This is a genomic window from Prevotella sp. OH937_COT-195, assembly GCF_003932845.1.
Taxonomy (GTDB): domain Bacteria; phylum Bacteroidota; class Bacteroidia; order Bacteroidales; family Bacteroidaceae; genus Prevotella.
On record NZ_RQZH01000026.1, the window covers coordinates 19,822 to 39,056 of the forward strand.

Annotated in this window: 20 protein-coding genes, 1 tRNA gene and 1 pseudogene; 11 read left to right on the forward strand and 11 right to left on the reverse strand. The window is 45.1% G+C overall.

What is annotated here, in order from left to right; genetic code table 11:
* Positions 1–6: 6 nt before the first annotated feature.
* The 9 genes from traK to EII32_RS09570 all read left to right on the forward strand — a co-directional run bounded on the left by traK (position 7) and on the right by EII32_RS09570 (position 8,521).
* Entirely contained in the window at positions 7–630 is a 624-nt protein-coding gene (gene traK / locus EII32_RS09530; RefSeq protein ID WP_125235184.1) for a conjugative transposon protein TraK, read from the forward strand.
* Positions 627–959, forward strand: a complete 333-nt coding sequence (locus EII32_RS09535; protein WP_125235185.1) for a TraL conjugative transposon family protein — start codon at positions 627–629, stop codon at positions 957–959. Before traK ends, EII32_RS09535 begins: the two co-directional genes overlap by 4 nt.
* Positions 910–2,271 (forward strand): conjugative transposon protein TraM, encoded by a 1,362-nt coding sequence (traM, locus tag EII32_RS09540; RefSeq protein ID WP_125235186.1) that lies wholly within the window; start codon positions 910–912, stop codon positions 2,269–2,271. Before EII32_RS09535 ends, traM begins: the two co-directional genes overlap by 50 nt.
* 38 nt (positions 2,272–2,309) lie before the next feature.
* Positions 2,310–3,230: a conjugative transposon protein TraN gene (gene traN, locus EII32_RS09545; RefSeq protein WP_125235187.1), complete on the forward strand. Its 921-nt coding sequence runs from the start codon at positions 2,310–2,312 to the stop codon at positions 3,228–3,230.
* Position 3,231: 1 nt separating this feature from the next.
* Positions 3,232–3,816, forward strand: a complete 585-nt coding sequence (locus EII32_RS09550) for a conjugal transfer protein TraO (RefSeq protein ID WP_125235188.1) — start codon at positions 3,232–3,234, stop codon at positions 3,814–3,816.
* Between the two features lie 2 nt (positions 3,817–3,818).
* Positions 3,819–4,673 (forward strand): toprim domain-containing protein, encoded by an 855-nt coding sequence (locus tag EII32_RS09555; protein WP_125235204.1) that lies wholly within the window; start codon positions 3,819–3,821, stop codon positions 4,671–4,673.
* 20 nt (positions 4,674–4,693) lie between these two features.
* Positions 4,694–5,155 (forward strand): DUF3872 domain-containing protein, encoded by a 462-nt coding sequence (locus EII32_RS09560; RefSeq protein ID WP_125235189.1) that lies wholly within the window; start codon positions 4,694–4,696, stop codon positions 5,153–5,155.
* Positions 5,139–5,654 (forward strand): glycoside hydrolase family protein, encoded by a 516-nt coding sequence (locus EII32_RS09565; RefSeq protein WP_125235190.1) that lies wholly within the window; start codon positions 5,139–5,141, stop codon positions 5,652–5,654. Before EII32_RS09560 ends, EII32_RS09565 begins: the two co-directional genes overlap by 17 nt.
* 119 nt (positions 5,655–5,773) lie before the next feature.
* Positions 5,774–8,521 carry a TrlF family AAA-like ATPase gene (locus EII32_RS09570; protein WP_125235191.1) on the forward strand — a complete coding sequence of 916 codons (2,748 nt, stop codon included), beginning with the start codon at positions 5,774–5,776 and terminating at the stop codon, positions 8,519–8,521.
* 115 nt (positions 8,522–8,636) lie between these two features.
* On the opposite strand, the pseudogene EII32_RS09575 reads toward EII32_RS09570, so the two are convergent.
* From EII32_RS09575 to EII32_RS09620, 10 genes and pseudogenes are all read right to left on the reverse strand, one after another.
* Positions 8,637–9,841 (reverse strand): annotated as a pseudogene (locus EII32_RS09575) (IS256 family transposase).
* Positions 9,842–10,101: 260 nt separating this feature from the next.
* Positions 10,102–10,332, reverse strand: coding sequence for a hypothetical protein (locus tag EII32_RS09580; protein ID WP_125235192.1), 231 nt, complete (start codon positions 10,330–10,332; stop codon positions 10,102–10,104).
* A 4-nt stretch (positions 10,333–10,336) separates the two neighbouring features.
* Positions 10,337–10,591, reverse strand: coding sequence for a hypothetical protein (locus tag EII32_RS09585; protein WP_125235193.1), 255 nt, complete (start codon positions 10,589–10,591; stop codon positions 10,337–10,339).
* A gap of 26 nt (positions 10,592–10,617) precedes the next feature.
* A complete protein-coding gene (locus tag EII32_RS09590) occupies positions 10,618–11,862 on the reverse strand; it encodes a PcfJ domain-containing protein (RefSeq protein WP_125235194.1) in 1,245 nt (414 codons plus the stop codon).
* Positions 11,863–11,878: 16 nt separating this feature from the next.
* Positions 11,879–12,409, reverse strand: coding sequence for an antirestriction protein ArdA (locus EII32_RS09595; protein WP_125235195.1), 531 nt, complete (start codon positions 12,407–12,409; stop codon positions 11,879–11,881).
* A 20-nt stretch (positions 12,410–12,429) separates the two neighbouring features.
* Positions 12,430–12,846, reverse strand: a complete 417-nt coding sequence (locus EII32_RS09600) for a PcfK-like family protein (protein WP_004365304.1) — start codon at positions 12,844–12,846, stop codon at positions 12,430–12,432.
* Positions 12,847–12,863: 17 nt separating this feature from the next.
* Positions 12,864–13,454, reverse strand: a complete 591-nt coding sequence (locus EII32_RS09605) for a hypothetical protein (protein WP_125235196.1) — start codon at positions 13,452–13,454, stop codon at positions 12,864–12,866.
* Positions 13,451–13,747, reverse strand: a complete 297-nt coding sequence (locus tag EII32_RS09610) for a hypothetical protein (RefSeq protein WP_125235197.1) — start codon at positions 13,745–13,747, stop codon at positions 13,451–13,453. Before EII32_RS09610 ends, EII32_RS09605 begins: the two co-directional genes overlap by 4 nt.
* 11 nt (positions 13,748–13,758) lie before the next feature.
* The gene (locus tag EII32_RS09615) at positions 13,759–13,977 is read right to left on the reverse strand and encodes a hypothetical protein (RefSeq protein ID WP_125235198.1); all 219 of its coding nucleotides are present in this window, start codon (positions 13,975–13,977) and stop codon (positions 13,759–13,761) included.
* Between the two features lie 12 nt (positions 13,978–13,989).
* On the reverse strand, positions 13,990–14,199 hold the full coding sequence (locus EII32_RS09620) for a hypothetical protein (protein ID WP_125235199.1): 210 nt from the start codon (positions 14,197–14,199) through the stop codon (positions 13,990–13,992).
* A gap of 633 nt (positions 14,200–14,832) precedes the next feature.
* Between EII32_RS09620 and EII32_RS09630 the strand changes: the two genes are divergently transcribed.
* Positions 14,833–16,512 carry a leucine-rich repeat domain-containing protein gene (locus EII32_RS09630; RefSeq protein ID WP_158611172.1) on the forward strand — a complete coding sequence of 560 codons (1,680 nt, stop codon included), beginning with the start codon at positions 14,833–14,835 and terminating at the stop codon, positions 16,510–16,512.
* Positions 16,513–16,772: 260 nt separating this feature from the next.
* Here the strand turns inward: EII32_RS09630 and EII32_RS09635 are convergent, their stop codons facing one another.
* Entirely contained in the window at positions 16,773–18,503 is a 1,731-nt protein-coding gene (locus tag EII32_RS09635; protein WP_317125331.1) for a S41 family peptidase, read from the reverse strand.
* 199 nt (positions 18,504–18,702) lie between these two features.
* On the opposite strand from EII32_RS09635, the gene EII32_RS09640 reads away from it, so the two are divergent.
* Positions 18,703–18,776: transfer RNA gene (locus EII32_RS09640), tRNA-Asn, on the forward strand.
* Positions 18,777–19,235: the final 459 nt, after the last annotated feature.

The following is a 19,235-nucleotide window of genomic DNA, read 5'->3' on the forward strand; positions in this document are numbered from 1 at the left end:
AAAGCTATGGAATTTAAGTCATTAAAGAATATCGAAACAAGTTTCAGGCAGATACGCCTCTTTACCTTGGTTGTCGTCTGCCTGTGTGCCGCCCTTGCGGGCTATTCGGTATGGAGTGCCTACTCCTTTGCCGAAGCCCAAAGGCAGAAAATCTATGTGTTGGACGGCGGTAAGTCGCTGATGCTCGCCCTTTCGCAGGATCTGTCACAGAACAGACCCGCAGAAGCCAAGGAGCATGTGCGCCGCTTCCACGAACTGTTCTTCACCCTTTCGCCCGATAAGAGTGCCATCGAGGGGAATATCTCCCGTGCGCTGCTCTTGGCGGACAAGAGTGCCTACAACTACTATCGGGATTTCTCAGAGAAAGGGTACTACAACCGTATCGTGGCAGGAAACATCAATCAGGTCGTGCAGGTGGACAGCGTTCTCTGCGACTTCGACCGCTATCCCTATGCGGTACGGACGTATGCCCGACAAATGATTATCCGTGCCACCAACGTGACCGAGCGCAGTCTCGTGACCGTCTGCCGCCTGCTCAATACGAGTCGCAGCGATGACAATCCGAACGGTTTCAACATCGAGGGATTCGAGATAATGGAGAATAAGGACATCAGTACCCGCAAGCGATGAAAAAGAAAAGTCTGTTCCGAATGATGCAGGAGGGAGCGGAGGCAAGACTCCGCCGCCTGTGTGGACGCATCCCCACTCATCTGAGGCTGTATGTCGTCCTGACAATGCTTCTCTTTTTCGCCTTCCTTGCCAACTATGTTTTCTTCAACGGTTTGTACCGTATTTTCTCAGACGGAGACTCCAAAGAGGAAACGTTACCGGCAATCGAGCATATAGAAGCCCCTGAAGTAAGGCGGTTCTATCCCAATGACAGTATCAACCTATTAAAGTATTACGATTATGTTCCCATTCAAAAGAAAGACAGCCTCCGACACGAGCACATCGCCTGAGCTGACGGAGGAAGAGAGACAAAGACGAAAGAAGTTTGTCATTTATCCCCTGATGTTCCTGCTTTTTGCAGGCTCCATGTGGCTCATCTTCGCTCCATCGGAGAAAGAAGAGGAGAAACAAGTAAAGGGCTTCAACACGGAAGTGCCCGACCCGATGGCAGCCGAACTGATCGGTGATAAGAAGAAAGCCTACGAGAAGGAGATAATGGAACAGAAGGAACAGGAACGAAGTCAGGCGATGCAAAGCCTCAGTTCCATGTTCGGTGAAATGACAGGAGGACAACCGGCACAGAGTTCCGAAGAGTTGGCTTTGAAGGCAGACGCATCAGAAAGAGATAACGGCTTCGGCTCTCGCACCACTGCTTCGCAAGCCGGATTCCACGCCTCTGCATCCGCCTATCAAGACATCAACCGCACGCTCGGTAGTTTCTATGAGGCACCGAGAGAAGACCCTGAAAAGGAAGAACTGCGTGCTCGTCTGGAGGAGCTGGAAAACCGTATGAGTAGCGAACAGCAGTCGCCTGCCATAACTGTAAACGACCAGATGGCATTGCTCGAAAAGTCCTATCAGTTGGCGGCAAAGTATATGCCGTCGGGTGGTGGACAACCATCTTCCAATATGATACCGGCATCGGACGGAGAGACGGCTTCCGAGAGGAAAGCGGTCGCAGCCATCCGAAACGGGAAGGCGACAGCTTTTCCCGTTGCTCCTGTGAGCGAGCAAGTGGTGTCGGCTCTGGCGCAGCCGATGAGCGACTCGACTTTCCGCTCCGAATATGTCAAGGAGAGAAATTTCCTATTTCAAACTGCTATAGGGACAGCCCCACAGACGAAGAGAAACACCATATCAGCCTGTGTGCATGACAACCAGACGGTTATGGAAGGGCAGACGGTGCGTTTCCGTCTCTTGGAGCCGATGTTGGTATCGGGCAGGGAGATTCCACGCAACGCCCTCGTCGTGGGAACGGCAAAAGTACAAGGTGAACGGCTTGCCGTTGCCATTTCTTCACTGGAGTATCGGGGAAATATCATTCCCGTGGAACTGTCGGTCTATGACACGGACGGGCAGGCGGGAATATTCATTCCCGCCTCGATGGAGCGCAGTGCCGCCAAGGAGATTGCCGCAAACATGGGAACGTCCGTAGGCAGCAGTGTGAACATCTCCACCGATGCGGGGGCACAGCTTGCCTCCGAGCTCGGCAAGGGACTGATACAAGGCACTTCGCAGTATTTCTCCAAGAAGATGCGCACTGTCAAGGTGCATCTGAAGGCAGGTTACAAGGTATTGCTCTATCAACCGGACAGCAAATAATTCACAGTTATTATTCACCACTTTAATCCAATATAAAAATGAAAAGAACAGTTTTAGCCATCGCCCTGATGCTGGGCGCAGTCTGTGCCAACGCACAGGAAACAACCTCAACGGGAGACCTCTATCAGGGACTGACCCGAAAAATTACCTTCGAGCGGATGATACCGCCTCACGGCTTGGAAATCACCTATGACAAGACGGTACACATCATCTTCCCCTCTGCCGTGCGCTATGTGGATTTGGGTTCGCCCAACCTCATTGCAGGAAAGGCGGACGGAGCGGAGAACGTTATCCGTGTGAAAGCGACGGTCAAGAACTTCCACGAGGAGACGAACATGAGTGTCATCACCGAAGACGGAGCATTCTACACCTTCAATGTCAAGTATGCCAACGAGCCACTGTTACTCAATGTGGAAATGGCGGACTTTATCCACGACGGGGCGAGCGTAAACCGACCGAACAACGCAATGGAGGTTTATCTCAAGGAACTCGGTAGCGAGAGTCCGATGCTGGTAAGGCTTATCATGAAGTCCATTCACAAGGAGGACAGGCGGACTGTGAAGCACATCGGCAGCAAGTCCTTCGGTATTCAGTACCTGCTCAAAGGGTTGTACTCTCATAACGGACTGCTGTATTTCCATACAGAACTGCGCAACAAGTCCAATGTGCCGTTCGACATCGACTTCATCACGTTCAAAATCGTGGACAAGAAGGTCGCCAAGCAGACCGCCATGCAGGAGCAGGTACTGCTTCCGCTGCGTACCTACAACTATGTTACCTGCGTGGCGGGGCAGAAGAGCGGTCGCACGGTATTCACGCTTCAAAAGTTCACCATCCCCGATGACAAGCATCTCATTGTGGAGATGCACGAGAAGAACGGAGGAAGACATCAGTCCTTCGTCGTGGAGAATGAAGACCTTGTGCGTGCAAGAGTAATTGACGAGCTCAAAGTGAAGTAGTATGAGAAAGTCTCTGTTTTTTTTATTTGTCGTGTCGCTTGCCCTCCTTGCAGGGCAGGCACACGCCCAGCACTGTCTGCCCAAGATGAGGGGCATACGTCTGACAACCGGTATGGTGGACGGTTTTTATTCCGCTTCCTCAAAGAATGAGACGGGATACTCGTTCGGGGCTTCGCTTGCCACCTACACCAAAGGCGGACATCAATGGGTGTTCGGGGCGGAGTATCTCCGCAGATACCACCCTTATCGGGATAGCCGTATCCCTGTGGAACAGTTCACGGGCGAGGGAGGTTTCTTCTTTGGCGTGCTTTCGGACGGGAGCAAGACCTTCTTCCTCTCTGCCGGTATCTCAGCCTTGGCTGGATACGAGACGGTCAATGGTGGAAAGAAACTGCTGTTCGATGGCTCTATGCTACGCAATAAGGACGGCTTCCTTTATGGCGGTGCCGTTACCCTTCAGGCGGAGACCTATCTGACGGACAGGTTGGTGCTACTGCTCTATGGCATGGAGCGTTGCCTATGGGGAAGCTCCACGGGGCGTTTTCATACGCAATACGGTGTCGGACTGAAAATAATGATTGACTGATGATGGAGGTAGAGAAGATGAGAGAAATTCCGATTGCGGACTTCCTGAACGCAATGGGGATTCAGCCGACCAAACAGAAAGGAAATGTTTTGTGGTATTCCGCTCCGTACCGCACGGAGCGGACGCCCTCTTTCAAAGTCGATACTGCCAAGAATGTCTGGTTTGATTTCGGGACGGGCAAAGGGGGCGACATCTTCGACTTGGCAGGAGAGTTTATCGGAAGTGAGGATTTCCTCCTGCGGGCGGCATTCATCGCCAAGAGCGGGACGTGTCCGCTACCTATAATGGAACGCCCACAAATAAGAGCAGAGAAAGAACCCGTCTTTGAGGATATTTGGGTGCGACCGTTGCAAGACGCCAAACTGCTGGGCTACTTAAAAGAACGGGGTATCAATGCCCATGTTTCCATACCCAACTGCGAGGAGGTTCGATACCGTGTGCATGGCAAACGATACTATGCCATCGGGGTCCGTAACGAGGCCGGAGGAATGGAATTGCGCAACCGCTTCTTCAAGGGCTGCATACCGCCCAAAGACATTTCACTGAAGCGTAACGGCTCTGACGTGTGTGCCGTATTCGAGGGCTTTATGGATTATCTCTCGGCTATGCAACTCGGTATCATCGCTTCGGACTGGCTTGTGCTTAATTCTGTTTCCAACGTGGAGAAAGCACTGAAAGTGCTTGACGGCTATCGAAAGATAGAATGCTATCTCGACAATGACGAGGCGGGGCGAAGGACTTTTCAAAGGCTGCACGACTGCTTCGGGGAAAAGGTCATCGACTGTTCCTCCCTGTATGCCGACCATAAGGATTTGAATGAGTTTCTGCTTTCCAAGAATGCAGGAAACAATGTATAACAACAAAACGATAATAAACAATGAAGAAGAAAATATTGAATACGATTTGGGTAATGGGAGTGCTTGCCCTCGCAGGGTTTTGCCTATCTGCTTGTAATCACGAATTGGATATTCAGCAGGCGTACCCGTTCACGGTAGAGACGATGCCGGTGCAGAAGCACATTGTCAAGGGGCAGACGGTGGAGATACGCTGCACACTCAAACGGCAGAGACGGTTTGAGGATACACGCTACACCATCCGTTATTTCCAGCCTGCCGGCAAAGGCTCGCTAAAAATGGATAACGGTACGGTTTTCAAACCCAATGACCGCTATCCGCTCACTATAGAAGAGTTCAGGCTATACTACTCCTCTGCTTCCACCGACCAGCAGACGATAGACGTGTATGTGGAGGATAATTTCGGACAGACGGTAAAACTCTCGTTTGAATTCAACAGCCAAAGGGACGAGGAAAAGGAGAAGAAGGATGAGGTTAAGAAGTAAACATGTCGTCTTATCGCTCTGCCTTGTTTGCCTTTCCTGCTTACGGCTTTCCGCTCAGGAAGGTAGGAATGCCCTGCTCTCGTTACCACCTTTTGAGCGTGGCGTGGTTGTCGTAAAATTCTTCGAGGGACTGCACGGCAAGGACTGTTATCCCTATGTCGGATATGGTCATAAGTTGCAAAAGGGAGAGCACTTCACGGTGGCAATGACGGAACGGCAGGCGGACTCTCTGCTTCGGGCAGACCTGATAAAGCGTTTGATGATATTCAAGGACTACGGCAAGGATGCCCTGCTGCTTGCCGTCCTGTCCTATAATGTCGGGACGAGCAGGTTGTTGGGATACGGCAAACATCCCAAGAGCCAATTACTGCGGAAGATAGAGTCGGGCGACAGGAATTTCTACCGTGAATTTGTCTCTTTCTGCAGATACAAAGGTAAAGTCCTCAGAGGGTTGGTTAAACGACGAAAGGTGGAGTTTGCCCTGTTTTATGTACCCTGATTACTAAAATACGCCTCTTGCGACATTTTATGCTCCTCAAGGGGCGTTTTCTTGCTGTTTTATTCGTCCTTCTTGTTATGAATGAGTAACTTTGCAAGAACAATTTAATATAGGAAATCATGAACAGAGGATCGGAATGGCGTATTTGGGACTTACATGTCCATACTCCTTTTTCTTTGGAGCATAATTATAAGTGTTCTCCTGATGAAGATATATGGGAAAAGTATATAGATGCTTTAGAGAATCTTCCCGATGATATAAAAGTTCTTGGCATCAATGACTATCTTTTTATTGAGGGTTATCGTAAAGTTCTTAATTATAAAGAGCAAGGTAGACTGCAAAATATAGATTTGATTCTACCAGTTGTCGAGTTTAGGCTATCAAAGTTCTGTGGAAATGAGAAGTTTAAAAGAATAAATTACCATATCATCTTTTCTAACGAACTAACTCCTGAACAAATTCAGCAACAATTCCTAAATGCTCTTACTGCACATTATGCATTAAGTCCAGACTGTGCTCAACAGTGGGGAGGTGTTATTTCAATGGATAGTATAAAAGATTTAGGAGAACGGATTATTAACTCTGTACCAGAGGATGAACGCAAACACTATGAAAATCCATTAAGAGAAGGATTCAATAATCTCAATCTTGAGACTTCTGTTATCAAAAATGCTTTATCAAATGCCAATCAGATATTTGATGGCAAATTTATTACGGCTATTGGCAAAACAGAATGGGAAGATTTCAAATGGAACGATAATTCTATAGCAGAAAAAAAGAACATCATTAATGATGTTGATATAGTTTTTACCGCAGCCGAGAATATTGAAGCATACAGTAAGTCAAAAGAAAAACTACATGAACAAGGTGTAAATGATTTGCTACTAGATTGTAGTGATGCCCATTCTTTTGCAGACCAGATTGAGCTAAAGGATAGATTGGGAAATTGTAAAACTTGGATTAAAGCTAATACCACTTTTGAAGGCTTAAAGCAAATCTTGTTTGAGCCAGAAGAACGAGTGAGAATCCAAACTAGCAAGCCTGATGATAAAGACATTTATAAGGTTATTGATAGCATTAAATTAGACGAACAAGGCTTTTGGCAGGGAGAAATCTTTCTGAATTCTAATTTGAATACAATTATAGGAGGGCGCTCTACAGGAAAGTCCTCACTACTAAAGGCTATTGCGGCAAAGCATGGTAGCACAGATGTTGCAGAAGATGACTATATAAGAAAACATCTTAAAGGTGTTTCTGTCAAGTGGAAAGATGGAAGCGAAACGGCTGAACACGAAATCGAGTACTTTCCACAGAGCTATATGTATGAGATTGCGTTTGATCCCAAGCGAAGGAATAAACTTATAAAGAGCATTATAAAAAATAAAGAGGAAGGAAAATTACTGGAATCTTATGACGCAGAAATAGAGAGTATATCAAAAAGCATCAGAGAAAATATTTATTCTCTCGTTAAATTTCAAGAAGATACTAACACGATAAAAAGGGATTTGTTAGAAAAGGGAAACAAAAAGGGTATTGAAGAACAATTGAATAGGCTTAGGGATAAGTCTTCAGAATTACAGAAAAATAGTGCTCTTTCTGATAAAGAGCAAAAGACATTTGATGAGCAAGTTCGTCTGGTACAAAATAAGAGAAAACTTATTTCTGCCGCAGAAAATGACCTATCTCTATTAACAGCTATATCCAATGACCCACCATTTGCTTCGTCATTTACAGACAAATATCCATTTGTTAAACTCAATTTTGGAACAAATCAAAATTCAATAGAGACATTTTTTAAGGCCTTGAAAGAAAAGTTTGAAAATCAATGGAAAGAAATAGTTCAAGACTTAATTGTTACGATTCAATCAGAAAAAGAAAAAATAATATCAGATATTCAAGCTATAGAGAAGACAGACGTTTATAAGAAAGGGATACGTGCGATTGAAGATAATAAGGAATTAAGGGATATTGACAATAAAATAAAAGAAGAAGAACAAAAACTTGCAGATATAAATAAACTGGAGCAGCAATGGATGCAAATGACAAGTAGACAAGCAGAAATCTTACAAGCGGTTGTTGATGCTCATTGTTCTTATAAAGAGAAAGCAGACGAGATTTGCTCTAATTTAAAGATTTCTCATGATGGTCTTCGCATTAGTATTACAACTGAATTCCACCAGTCTGAAATGCAAGATTTTCTTTGGGAGAAACTAAATCAACGAGGCTATGGTCGCCAAAATTATGTACAAGAATTGTTAAAAGAGTACAATAAAACTAACAAGGCGCATATTTCAAACTTTCTAAAGGAACTTCTTTCTGAAGATGTTGTGCTTAAGAATTGGAATGAGCCAAAGAGTGTTGCTATGGATTTCTTTACTCGGAATTGGTATAATTTTGATTATAATTTATCATATCAAAAAGATAAATTCAAAGAGATGTCACAAGGTAAGCAAGCTTTTGTAATACTAAAGCTGTTATTAGATTTCAGTGATAAAAATTGCCCTATACTCATTGACCAGCCAGAAGACAGCTTGGATAATCGAGCCATCTACAATGATTTAGTTGCATATATCAAGGGTAAAAAAAAGGAACGACAAATAATTTTGGTTTCTCATAACTCTAATGTCGTTGTAAGTGCAGATGCCGAGAATATAATAGTTGCTAATCAAGAAGGGATAAATAATAAAAATGCTGGTGGAATTAAGTTCCAATACATCAATGGGCCATTAGAAAATACGAAACTAAAGGATGAGGATGATGACTTCATCTTATCTTCGCAGGGAATTCGTGAACATATCTGTGATATTCTTGAAGGAGGACGATTAGCTTTTGAAAAGCGTGAACAGAAATATGGTTTTAGAAGATAGAACAATATTTAGAATGGCTCTTTGTTACTTTTGAGCCGTCTCAACTCACTGTCAAAAGTAAACGAGGGGTACTATCCAAAATTTTGTGTAAACGTCAAACTACCGGATTCAGGTTTTATACTTGAATCCTGTTTTCAAATATAGTGAGAAACTGATTAAAAATCAAGCCCCAATTCCAAATTGGTTGTGTCCATTTTTCTCTATTTCAGAAACAGCCAGATATACAGCTTTTTTCAGGGCATCATCATTTGGAAACGAAAGTTTATTTTTGGTGTATTTTCTGATTTTACCATTCAGATTCTCAATGAGATTTGTCGTGTAGATAATCTTTCTGATTTCAACCGGGAAGTCAAAAAAAGCTGTCAGTTCATCCCAGTTTACTCGCCAGGAACGAATGGCATAAGGATATTTTCCACCCCATTTCTGTTCAAAAGCATCCAGTTTCAGTGCTGCTGATTCTTTGGTGGGAGCATTGTAAATGTTCTTCAAATCACCGGTAAATTCTTTCTTCTCTTTCCAGACAACGTATCTGCACGAGTTACGTATCTGATGAACAACACAGATTTGAGTAGTTGCTTCGGGGAAAACGGCTTTTATCGAGTCTGTAAACCCGTTCAAATTATCGGTTACGGTAATCAGAATATCATTTACCCCACGAGCTTTCAAGTCTGTTAGAACACCAGTCCAGTAAGATGAACTTTCATTCCTGCCAATCCACATGCCAAGCACTTCCTTGATGCCTTCCCTGTTCAAGCCTACACATAAATAAACCGTTTTATTAACCACTTTGCCTTGATCTCTGACTTTGAATACAATGCCATCCATCCAGACTATCAGATACTGACTCTCCAACGGGCGGCTCTGCCATTCTATGGCTGCCTGCGTAACTTTGTTTGTGATAATAGATATGGCTGAAGTAGAAAGGGTTATTCCGTAAATCTCTTTCATTTCTTCTTCAATATCCGAAACGCTCATCCCTTTGGCATAAAGGGATATAACCAGTTTCTCAATAGATAAACCACGACTGTGATGCTTCGGAACAACAGTTGGTTCAAACTCTCCCTGACGGTCACGAGGCACGTCTATGACCGATTCTCCATAATGTGTCTGTATCTTCTTGGGATACTTGCCGTTACGGGAATTGCCGCTATTATTGCCTTCCGGGGAATGTTTCTCGTAGCCTAAATGTGCATCCATCTCGCCTTCCAGCATTTGTTCCAATACACGAGCGTGCAAGTCGGTTAAAAACTTGCTCACCTCTTCTTCTGTCTTAAATTGGGACAGAAACTCCTTGCTTAATAAATCTTTGGGAATGTCCATAAAATTAAATGTTTACAACATTAATCGTTTTTATATTAATCGCTAATCTTGTTTTTTCTTTTCGAATCCCCTCCCCCCCCCAAAAAAAACGAGGGGTTTGAAAAGAAAAAACTACAAGAATCTTCTTCCTGTAGTTTTTCATTTACACAATTTTGTGGACAGTGTCTAACGAGGTGTTTTTCATTGGGGTTTCTTTGCTCCTTTCTTTATCCGCTTAGGCTCATGAAAGAAAGGAGCGGTCGGCAAATTTGCCGACCGCATTACTTAGTCTGTTCTTCTTGAACGGTTATCTGTCCCGTCCTTACTTCGGGCTGGGTGGAGAAAGCCCAATTAATTTCCTCATCGGGAAGGGTGCTTTGAATGTTTCCGCCCATTACCATTCCGCAATCCTGAATGACTTTTTGTCGTGCTTCTTCTCTGCTCTCGCCAACCACCTCAAAAACTCCCTCGAAGATGTATTGTGTCCGTACTCTGTAAATTCTCTTCTTCATATTCTCAAAATTCAACCTTTAATAATCTGTATTCCTTTGGCTCTCCATTGGATAACCTGCGGTGGGTAAGCCAAAAATGGTGTGCGCCATAGCCGTATGCAAAGAATTTGTCAAGTTCTGTTTCTTCGGCTATCCGCTTGACGGCGACCCTTAGTTCCTCTTCATTGGCGGATAGAGTAATGGCATTGAGTACTCTTATAAGGATATGGGGTATCTCGTCCGCCCAATTGCATATGATGCTTTCTATTTCTGCTTTCATATCTGTGATGTTTTGGTGATTGTTGCTTATGCTGTTGCTCTCATTCTCTGCCTTATCAGTTTGCGGTTGGCATTGACAAGACTCACTATCTGCTCGTGATACTCCGTGTTCTTGTTGCACACACCACGACTTTGTACCACTTTGAGCGTGTCCAAATTGACTTCAATCGTTTCTATCCGTCTGCCCTCAATGGTTGCCGAAAGTATCAGCGAGTTTTCTTTGAGGTAGTACTCGTTGGAGAACAAATGTTCCTGCACACTCTCCAATACGTGGACTTGGATTGTGCCGTCCGTGAAATAGATACCGAAGAACTTGGATTTGAGTTCTTGAAAACGCTTCTCGTCCTCCATCGCCTTTTTGCGTTTCCTCTCTATTTCCTCCTTTTCTCTCTGTTTGCGAAGTTCGTTTTGTCTGCGGTCGTGTTCCCTATGCAGGTCGGTGGGGCAAACATACTTTGGGTTGTGTATGTCCTTGCCCAATCTTCGGAGCATATCCACATAGTCGCACCATATCGAAATGTCCTCTATGTCATAGCCGTTGCGAGTGGCTACTTTATAGGATTGCCAACAAGCGTCAAATGCCCTCGAATAGTCAAGAAAGTATTTCAGATGTTCGATTCTGCCTGCTTTCATCAATGTTTCCGCACGGCTGTCGGACAGCAGGGCAGGAATGAGAACGGTCGGAGCGATGTCGTGAAAATCATCCTTAAAACCATTTCTACGAAGAACATCCATAACCTTGAACTTTGGATGTATTGGGGAGTACGATATATGGCGGTAGGCTTCGTTGTCATTTCTGACAGCCATAGGCGAGCAATAGGAAAAGGTGTCGATGTATTTGCCCAATACTCTCTGAATGGCAACAATCGTCTTTCGTCTTTGTGCGTTCCACCAATATTGACCAATTTCAATAACGCAGGACGTTGCTTTGCATCCTTTCTCCATTTCTGCGGAAAGGAGGCACATTCTTAGTACTTGGTACTCTCCACAAGTGGTAAGTATCGTAAAGTATTGCTTCTGCCTTATCTTACGTTCAAAAGTCGTTCGGACTTGCAACTTTGCTCTACAATGAGGGCAAGTGCAATGTTCGGTTGGGTTCTCCATTGTCCAACTATGCCCACAATCCATACACGTTGTGCGACCTTTGGGCAGTCGATAGGCGAAGTGGTCTATGCACTCACGGAATGCCCACTTACATTGTGTCTTGCTTATCGGTCGCAGTTTTTTGCTCTCGGCAAGTACTGCCTTCTCAAATCTGTTTCTCGGTTTCATAATCTGTCCTCCTTAATCAGTTGTTGTGAAATACATAGCCGTCCTTATACCAAAAGTCCGTGTCGAAAAGGTCATCGGCATATTTGGAGAAGTCGAAGTAACTCAATGCAAAATCGGATAATTCATTCTCCATTTTCGCAAGTTCCTCCGCAAAATCTTCCTTGCTTGCATAATTTCCGATGTAGTCGGATTGGAAAGATTTTACAAGGCTGTATGCGTCTTGTGTGAGTTGGGCGTTGTTGCCGTCTGCCCACACCAAAAAGGCTTCTTTCTCTGTGTCGTTCAGTCTGTCCAACTCGTCCCGAAGTTCAAAGAAATTTTCATCCAAATGCCCTTCGTCTATCAGACCATCAGGTATTTCCTCCCACGCTTGGAACATATATTCGGGTTCTTCCTCGTCCTCGTGTATCTCGGAACAACGCTCCATAAAGCCGTCCAAATCGTAGAAATCCGAAAGTTCCACCCATTCGCCCTGCAATGAGCCGTTGTTGTACTTGCCATAAGTGCCTACATAGATGCGTGCTTCGTTCAAATCCTTTGCTTCCATTTCCTTTTGTTGTTTAAGGGTTAAAACTCGAATAGTGAGGGTTGTGCTATCTGCTGTTCCACCTGCTTCTCCGCTTTTGGTTTCTTGGCGGTCAGTTTGCGGTACTCCTCCGCTTGGTATCGCTCGATAGCCTTTTTCCGTGCTTCTGCTTTTTCCTCCTCTGTAAGTTCGATAGTATGGTTTACCACGACTTGGCAGTTGATGGACTTGCCCACCTCGATGTTATCCTCGTCGTAATAATGCACGGCAAGGGAATATACTTCCTCATCGGACAGACCTGCACACCCCATTCTTTGGACTTCCGTCAGGATGTAGGTAATGCACTCGTCTATGTTCTTGTTTTCCTTGCGGAAACTCTCTGCAAAGAGTTCATCGTATGATGCTCTCGTTTCCAAATAGTTTTGGATAACGTCCTTAAAATGTTCTGTACCTTTCATTGTGGTTAATGTTTTAATCAGTTGAATAATGTTCCGTTGGATAGAAATTCGTAGTTGTTTGCTTCGCAACGCTCGGCAAAGGCTTCTTCGCTGAGTTGATATTCCATATCGTCCCTACAAGCCTTGAAAAAGCCGTTCAAACACCTGTCCATAAGTTCGTAAAGTGTGGTGTCATCAGGGGCTTTCAAAAAGTCGTATATGGGCTTCAATATCTCATAATCCATATAGTAGCCCGTCAGTACACAATCGTCCGAAACAAATACATGGCTCTTGCGTTTTGTCTTGTAATTGTGTCCCCAAATGGTCTTAGGTAGATACAAGTCGTTCCAATAGTTATTGAAAAGATATTTCAGAAGTCTTATTCCTTTTAGATTGTCTTCCTCCTCGCTGTAATGAGAAGTACAACGATAGTAATAGGTGCAACTATCGTATGACCATCTGTCCACCTTGATATTGAATATCTGTTCAAAGGCTTGCAATGTCTTTCGGTTTTCTTTGTCCCAAGCATAGTCGTAATGTTCCGCCCAATGGCTGTGTGCTTTCGCTTGTGCCTCTTTGGTCAGTTCGTGGAGGTTATATACCTCGTATGTTCTTGTTTCCGTCCTCATATCAGTTCAGTGTTATCGGGTTTGTTATTGATGATGTCTTCTCCATTGTCCGCAAAGACCTCGATAGTCGGCTGTCCTCCATTTTCCTCTACGGATAGACTTTCGGAGGTGTCATATAATGTTTCTCCGTCCGTAATGATGACTTTCTCGTTGTCCTCAAAACAGAGAACGTCCTCACCTTGCCACGACTTGACAAGAGCAACGGCTTCCTCGTAATTCTCGGCTGTTACTTCAAAGTGGGTGCGTTCCCAACAAGTGACCTTTCTGTCTTGGTAAAATCTGAATGTTTCCATAATTCCTATATTTAGATGGTTGCTAAAATGATTTCTTGGATATGGATAGGTTCTACTTCTGAAAAGAGATAAAGTATAAACTCCTTTTTGTCTTTCCGATTGAGTTCCTTGTATAGTTCCCCAAAGGCGGATATGTTCCCGTTTAGGTAAACCGATACCATATACTCGAAGATGTTGTCCACTTCGTAGTATCTGCATTGCTGTGCGATTGTCTTGCTTCTTCTTTTCATATATCTGTCTGTTTAAGAAATGAGTATCCAAAGTATTGTCCCGATGATGAGGGCATAAGCCAAGATGTACACTGCGATTGCCAAAGTGATGGTAAGGAGTAGCCGAATGAGGAATTTCCCTGCACATAACCCTGCCAGCCAAAGCCAGACGCTTCCACCGCAAAGGAGAGAGCCTGCGAGTGCAATAGCCACCCAAATTGATATTCTGTATCTCAGTTTCATCTTGTCTGATTTTTTGATTTTATGCGTTTTTCCGTCGGGTCGGTCGTTTTCGTTTCAGTGGCGTAAAAAAGGTAGGGCTTAGGACAAACAAGGTTTTACGGCGAAAATACTACCTGCAATGAAATGGAAGTGTGGAGATTGTCGTCTAAACGGCTTGCCGCCCCGACCTTTTTTGTCCGTGAAAGCCCAGAACTACCTTTGCCGCTGACAACGAACAACCGATCCCGATGCGAATACATAGAATGGAACGTGGAGAGGAACACAGCAGAGGACAGAGCGAAAAAATGAAAGGCAGCCTTCACAAGAAAGACTGCCATAATCGTTAGGAATAAGACGAAAAGAATGAAAACTGTTGTCTGAACAGACAACTATTAGAAAAGAAAAACGGAGAAAGTTTCGTCTTTCTCCGTAGATAATGTTACCTATGCAATAGGTTATTCGAGTTATGCAAAGCGTTGTGTGTCATTGCAGAAGATAGGTCGCTAAATCATTACCTGCTGAAAATCATAACTCAAAAGGCTGTTCATAGCCAATTACTTAGACCTAAATGATAGATTTTAAAAAGTATTACTTATTGCAGCCGCTTCAACGGCATTGTTTGCAAACGCAGCAGATGCGCAAACGGAACAATTTGTGGAGATAGTTTCCTCGCGGAATACCGGAGAATGGCAAATCGTCATAGGTGTCGAGAAAAACGAGGACGACAACTTGGTATGGGTGGATTTGAACAACAACGGCACAAGAGACGCCGACGAGGGCATCGGATTGTGGGACTGGGCTACATACAGAAGACCGCGTACCACCAACAATCTGAAAATATACGGTCCGGTGACGAAACTTTCGTGCAGTTTCAACAACATAAAGGACATACACCTCCAGAACAACAACGTAATCAAAGAATTGGAGTGTACATACACCGAGGAACTTACTTCTGTTGATTTTTCGACAAACAAGAGCTTGAAGAAATTGAGTATCTATGGTTGCAAACTCGAAGCGCCGGCCATGCAGAGTATCGTAGACGGACTGGCAGATCGTTCAGGAATGCAGAATGCCGGCGTGCTTTTCGTGTTGAACAGTCCCGACAAACCGGAAGTGAATGAGATTCTCAAAACAACGGTAATTCAGGCAAAGGGAAAGAACTGGAACGTAAAATATTTCACGGGGCAGGAAGATTATGAAGGCTCCGACCATAGTTTGTATGTAACGACACTGCCCAAGACTACGATGACATCATCGATGACGGAAGGCAGCGAGTGGGCATTTGTGTTCAACGCGGGCGAGGAAAACCGTAAAAGGTTGTGGATAGACCTTAACGGAAACGACCTTTATGACTACGGCGAGGAGCAAAACATATTCGATGCACAGGTTCGAATACCGATAAAAAATAAGACGATAAGCATATACGGAGACCTCGACAAACTCACCTGCAGAGGTGTCTCGCTCACGGCTCTCAACGTTTCCGGTATGCCGAATTTGAAGATACTCGACTGCTCGGACAACTCTTTGTCGGAACTGAATTTGGTGAGCAACACTAAACTTACCGATTTACTTGCATACAAGAACCAAATCGGCAGTATCGACCTTTCGGCAAGCACCATGCTTACCAACGTTTCACTAAACAACAACAAACTATCGCAACTGTCACTCGCGGAAAACAAGGAACTCGCGGTGTTGTTCGTTTCGGACAACGGTATCGAGAATCTTGACGTGTCGGCATGCACCAAACTCGAAGCATTTGCTTTCGGAAACAACAAAATAAAGAATATAGATCTTTCGGGGAACACCAATATAAGCACTCTGTATTGCAACGGGAACAATCTCTCCGTGCTCGATCTCTCCGCACTGACGAAACTTGGATTGTTGTCGTGCGAGAACAATGCAATCACATCGTTGATACTGCCCGAGAGTCCGCAGTTGTCATCGGTGTATTGCTTCGGCAACCGGTTGGAAGGCGAGGCGATGACTGCGCTTTGCAAGAAACTGCCCGTGCGTGAGGCAGACAAAAAAGGATCGGTCTTTATTATAGACACAAAGAACGAAAACGAAGGTAATAAATGTACCGACACCGATGTGCAATATGCAAAAAAAGCGAACTGGAACGTATATGACTACCGCGGAAAAGCGAACGGTGGATATAACCCTTACGAAGGCATGACAACCGGGGTGGAGACTTTGCCGGAAACGGGCGAGGTTGTCAAGATTTCATATTTCAGTTCTCTGGGTCTTGAAGGCAACGAGCCTTTCAAGGGCATGAACGTAGTGGTTACGCAGTACAAGGACGGCTCTGTGGTGAAAACCAAGAGAGTTTTCTGAATTGTGATTCGAACATGAATTGTAAAAGTCCGTGCCGGTATCGGTGCGGACTTTACAATTACAAGGCATCGAATATGGTGCCGTTCGTTTGTTTCCCGATGGCAGACTGTGACCGACGAGAAATCAAAACCGCTGATTTTGTAATGCAAAATCGGCGGTTCTGGTAAACAATTTCGGCGAATTTATCGAGTAAAATAGGCGGAATTGTTTATCGGTATGTTGCCGCCAGTTCTTTATACACCTGTCATTCTTTCTCGGTTTTACCGCTGGTTTGTCGCGGTAAATGCTGCCTGTGCGGTCTGCTTTCCTCTCTTGCCGAGAATTTTGTCATACCTTTCGGCATCACGCAGCAAAGCCACTGCTTCTTTTATCTGCTTGTCCGAGCCTATGGAGTTTTCTATCGCTCCCGATTGGAAATAATATGCCGCCACGATGTCTGCCCGCATCATGCTCTTGAGCACCTCTTTGTTGCGGTCGAGGTCGTGCCCGATGTCGTGCTTCAGTTTTGCTTCAAGTGCTTCGAACTCCGCTTTTGCTCCGTTGTAGTATCCCTCGAATTGAGCCAGTTTCTTTAGCGATTTCAGTACTTTCCCTGTTTCCGGGTCGTATGAGAAACCGCTTGCAATGACGCGCCGTTTGAACTCCTCGTAGTCATCGTCGCTCAGGTCAAACTCTCTTGCCGGTGCTATCGTCGGGTGTGCGGCAATATAGTCGAGTTCGTAGTCGAACATTACCTCCGTGGTGTCGCGCCCTGTTGCGCCGAGGTAGAATGCTATGTTCGGCAGCGAGTCCGGCAGAACCTCCACGTCGGGTTTGATACCGCCTCCGTCGCGCACTTCCCTTCCTCCCGAGGTATGGAATACCTTGGTGAGCGAGTCGGCGATGTGCTCGGTGTATCCTCCGCGCGAGTGTTTGTAGTTTATTGCCTGAATGCATCGCCCGCTGGGTATGAAATATTTGCCTGTCGTGATTTTCAGATTGGCGTTGTACGGCAATTCCAACGGTGTCTGCACCAGTCCCTTGCCGTAAGTGCGTGTGCCGAGAACCACCGCACGGTCGAGGTCTTGCAGCGAGCCGGCGGTTATCTCGCTTGCCGATGCCGTCTCACCGTTTACGAGTACCACTATCGGGATGTCGGTGTCAATCGGTTCCGTGGTGGTTCGATACTCACGGTTAGCCCTTGTCAGTTTTCCTTTCGTCGTTACCAGCATTATGTTCTTCGGCACGAACATGTTGACGATTTTTACCGCCTCGTCGAGCGAGCCGCCGCCGTTGCCTCTTAGGTCTATCAGCAGGCTGCCAATGCCCCGCTCGCGCAGATCAACGAATGCTCTGCGCATCTCTTTCGAGCATCCCTCCGTGAAACTGTTCAGGTTTATATACCCTGTGTTTCCTTCCACAATCCCGTAATATGGTATTGCCGGCATCTGTATCGGGCGGCGCGTCATCTTCTTGGTGAGTGTCTTTCCGCTGCTTGGGCGCAGTATCTTCAATGCGAATGTGGTGCCGGGGTCGCCTCGCAAATGGCTACTTACGTATGCCACGTCCTTGTTTGTCGTTACCGAGTCGTCGATGCTCAATATCACGTCTCCCTTTTTCAGTCCGGCTTCTGCGGCTGGGGTGTTGGCGTAAGGCTCGTCTATCACCACCCGCTTCAGTCGTGCGTTATATCGTACCAATGCCCCTATGCCCGCATATTTTCCCGTTATCATCATCTTCAAGTCTTTCACTTCCGATGCCGGATAATATACGGTGTATGGGTCGAGCGAGCGCAGCATTGCATTGACTCCCGTGCCGATTACCTCGTCGGCATTGAGCGAATCGACGTACATCATGTCGAGATTGCGGTATATGGCATTGAAAATGTCAATGTTCTTTGCCACTTGGAAATTGTGGTCTTTGCCTTCTTGTGCCATGCCGGCGGCAGAAAGCAGGAGCGACAACGCAAATGCTGTCACCCTTAAACAGCGTAATGGTCTGTATATATTCATCTTCATATAATAATATAATGTTCGGGGAACGAGTGTAAATACATGCCACAAAGTTACATTATTATAATGTGAAACAACTCCGTTTTACATTATTTTTAATTCTTTTTTGTCTTGGAAGCAAAAAAAACGCGGAAAAACTTGCACGTTAACAAAAAACTTTCTACCTTTGCATCCGCATTGAAACAATGCACAGATTATTGCTTCAGTAGCTCAGTTGGTTAGAGCACCTGACTGTTAATCAGGGGGTCGTTGGTTCAAGCCCATCCTGGAGCGCGCAAGAAAGAATCCTGTAGGTCAACGACTTACAGGGTTTTTTCTTTTTAATGCATTTCAAAGTCGCACCCAATTTGCACTTGTTTTCAGATGGACTCTTACTGGCTGCACTCACCACTTTGCAGAATCTACTCCTTATAATTCTGCAAAGAATAGTATTGGGACTGTTGTCAAGTACCGACGTTGACAAGTTGAAAACATATATGGGGTTTCAGCCATCAACGTTTATACGCATGATTGTATACTACGTCAGGCCATTCCCAATTCCAATACAAGTTTCTTACAAAAATGGCTACCTTTACACCCACTTATTGAGACCTTTGAATAATTAAATGCTCCCTAAGAGGAGCCCTATCAGAATGCTTCAAAGGAATGATTAGAGTTCTTTTCGAGAAGAATATACTCCCCCTTTACCCCTCGTCGGGCTTCAAATCCGAGCCCAACGAGGGATTTATTCGA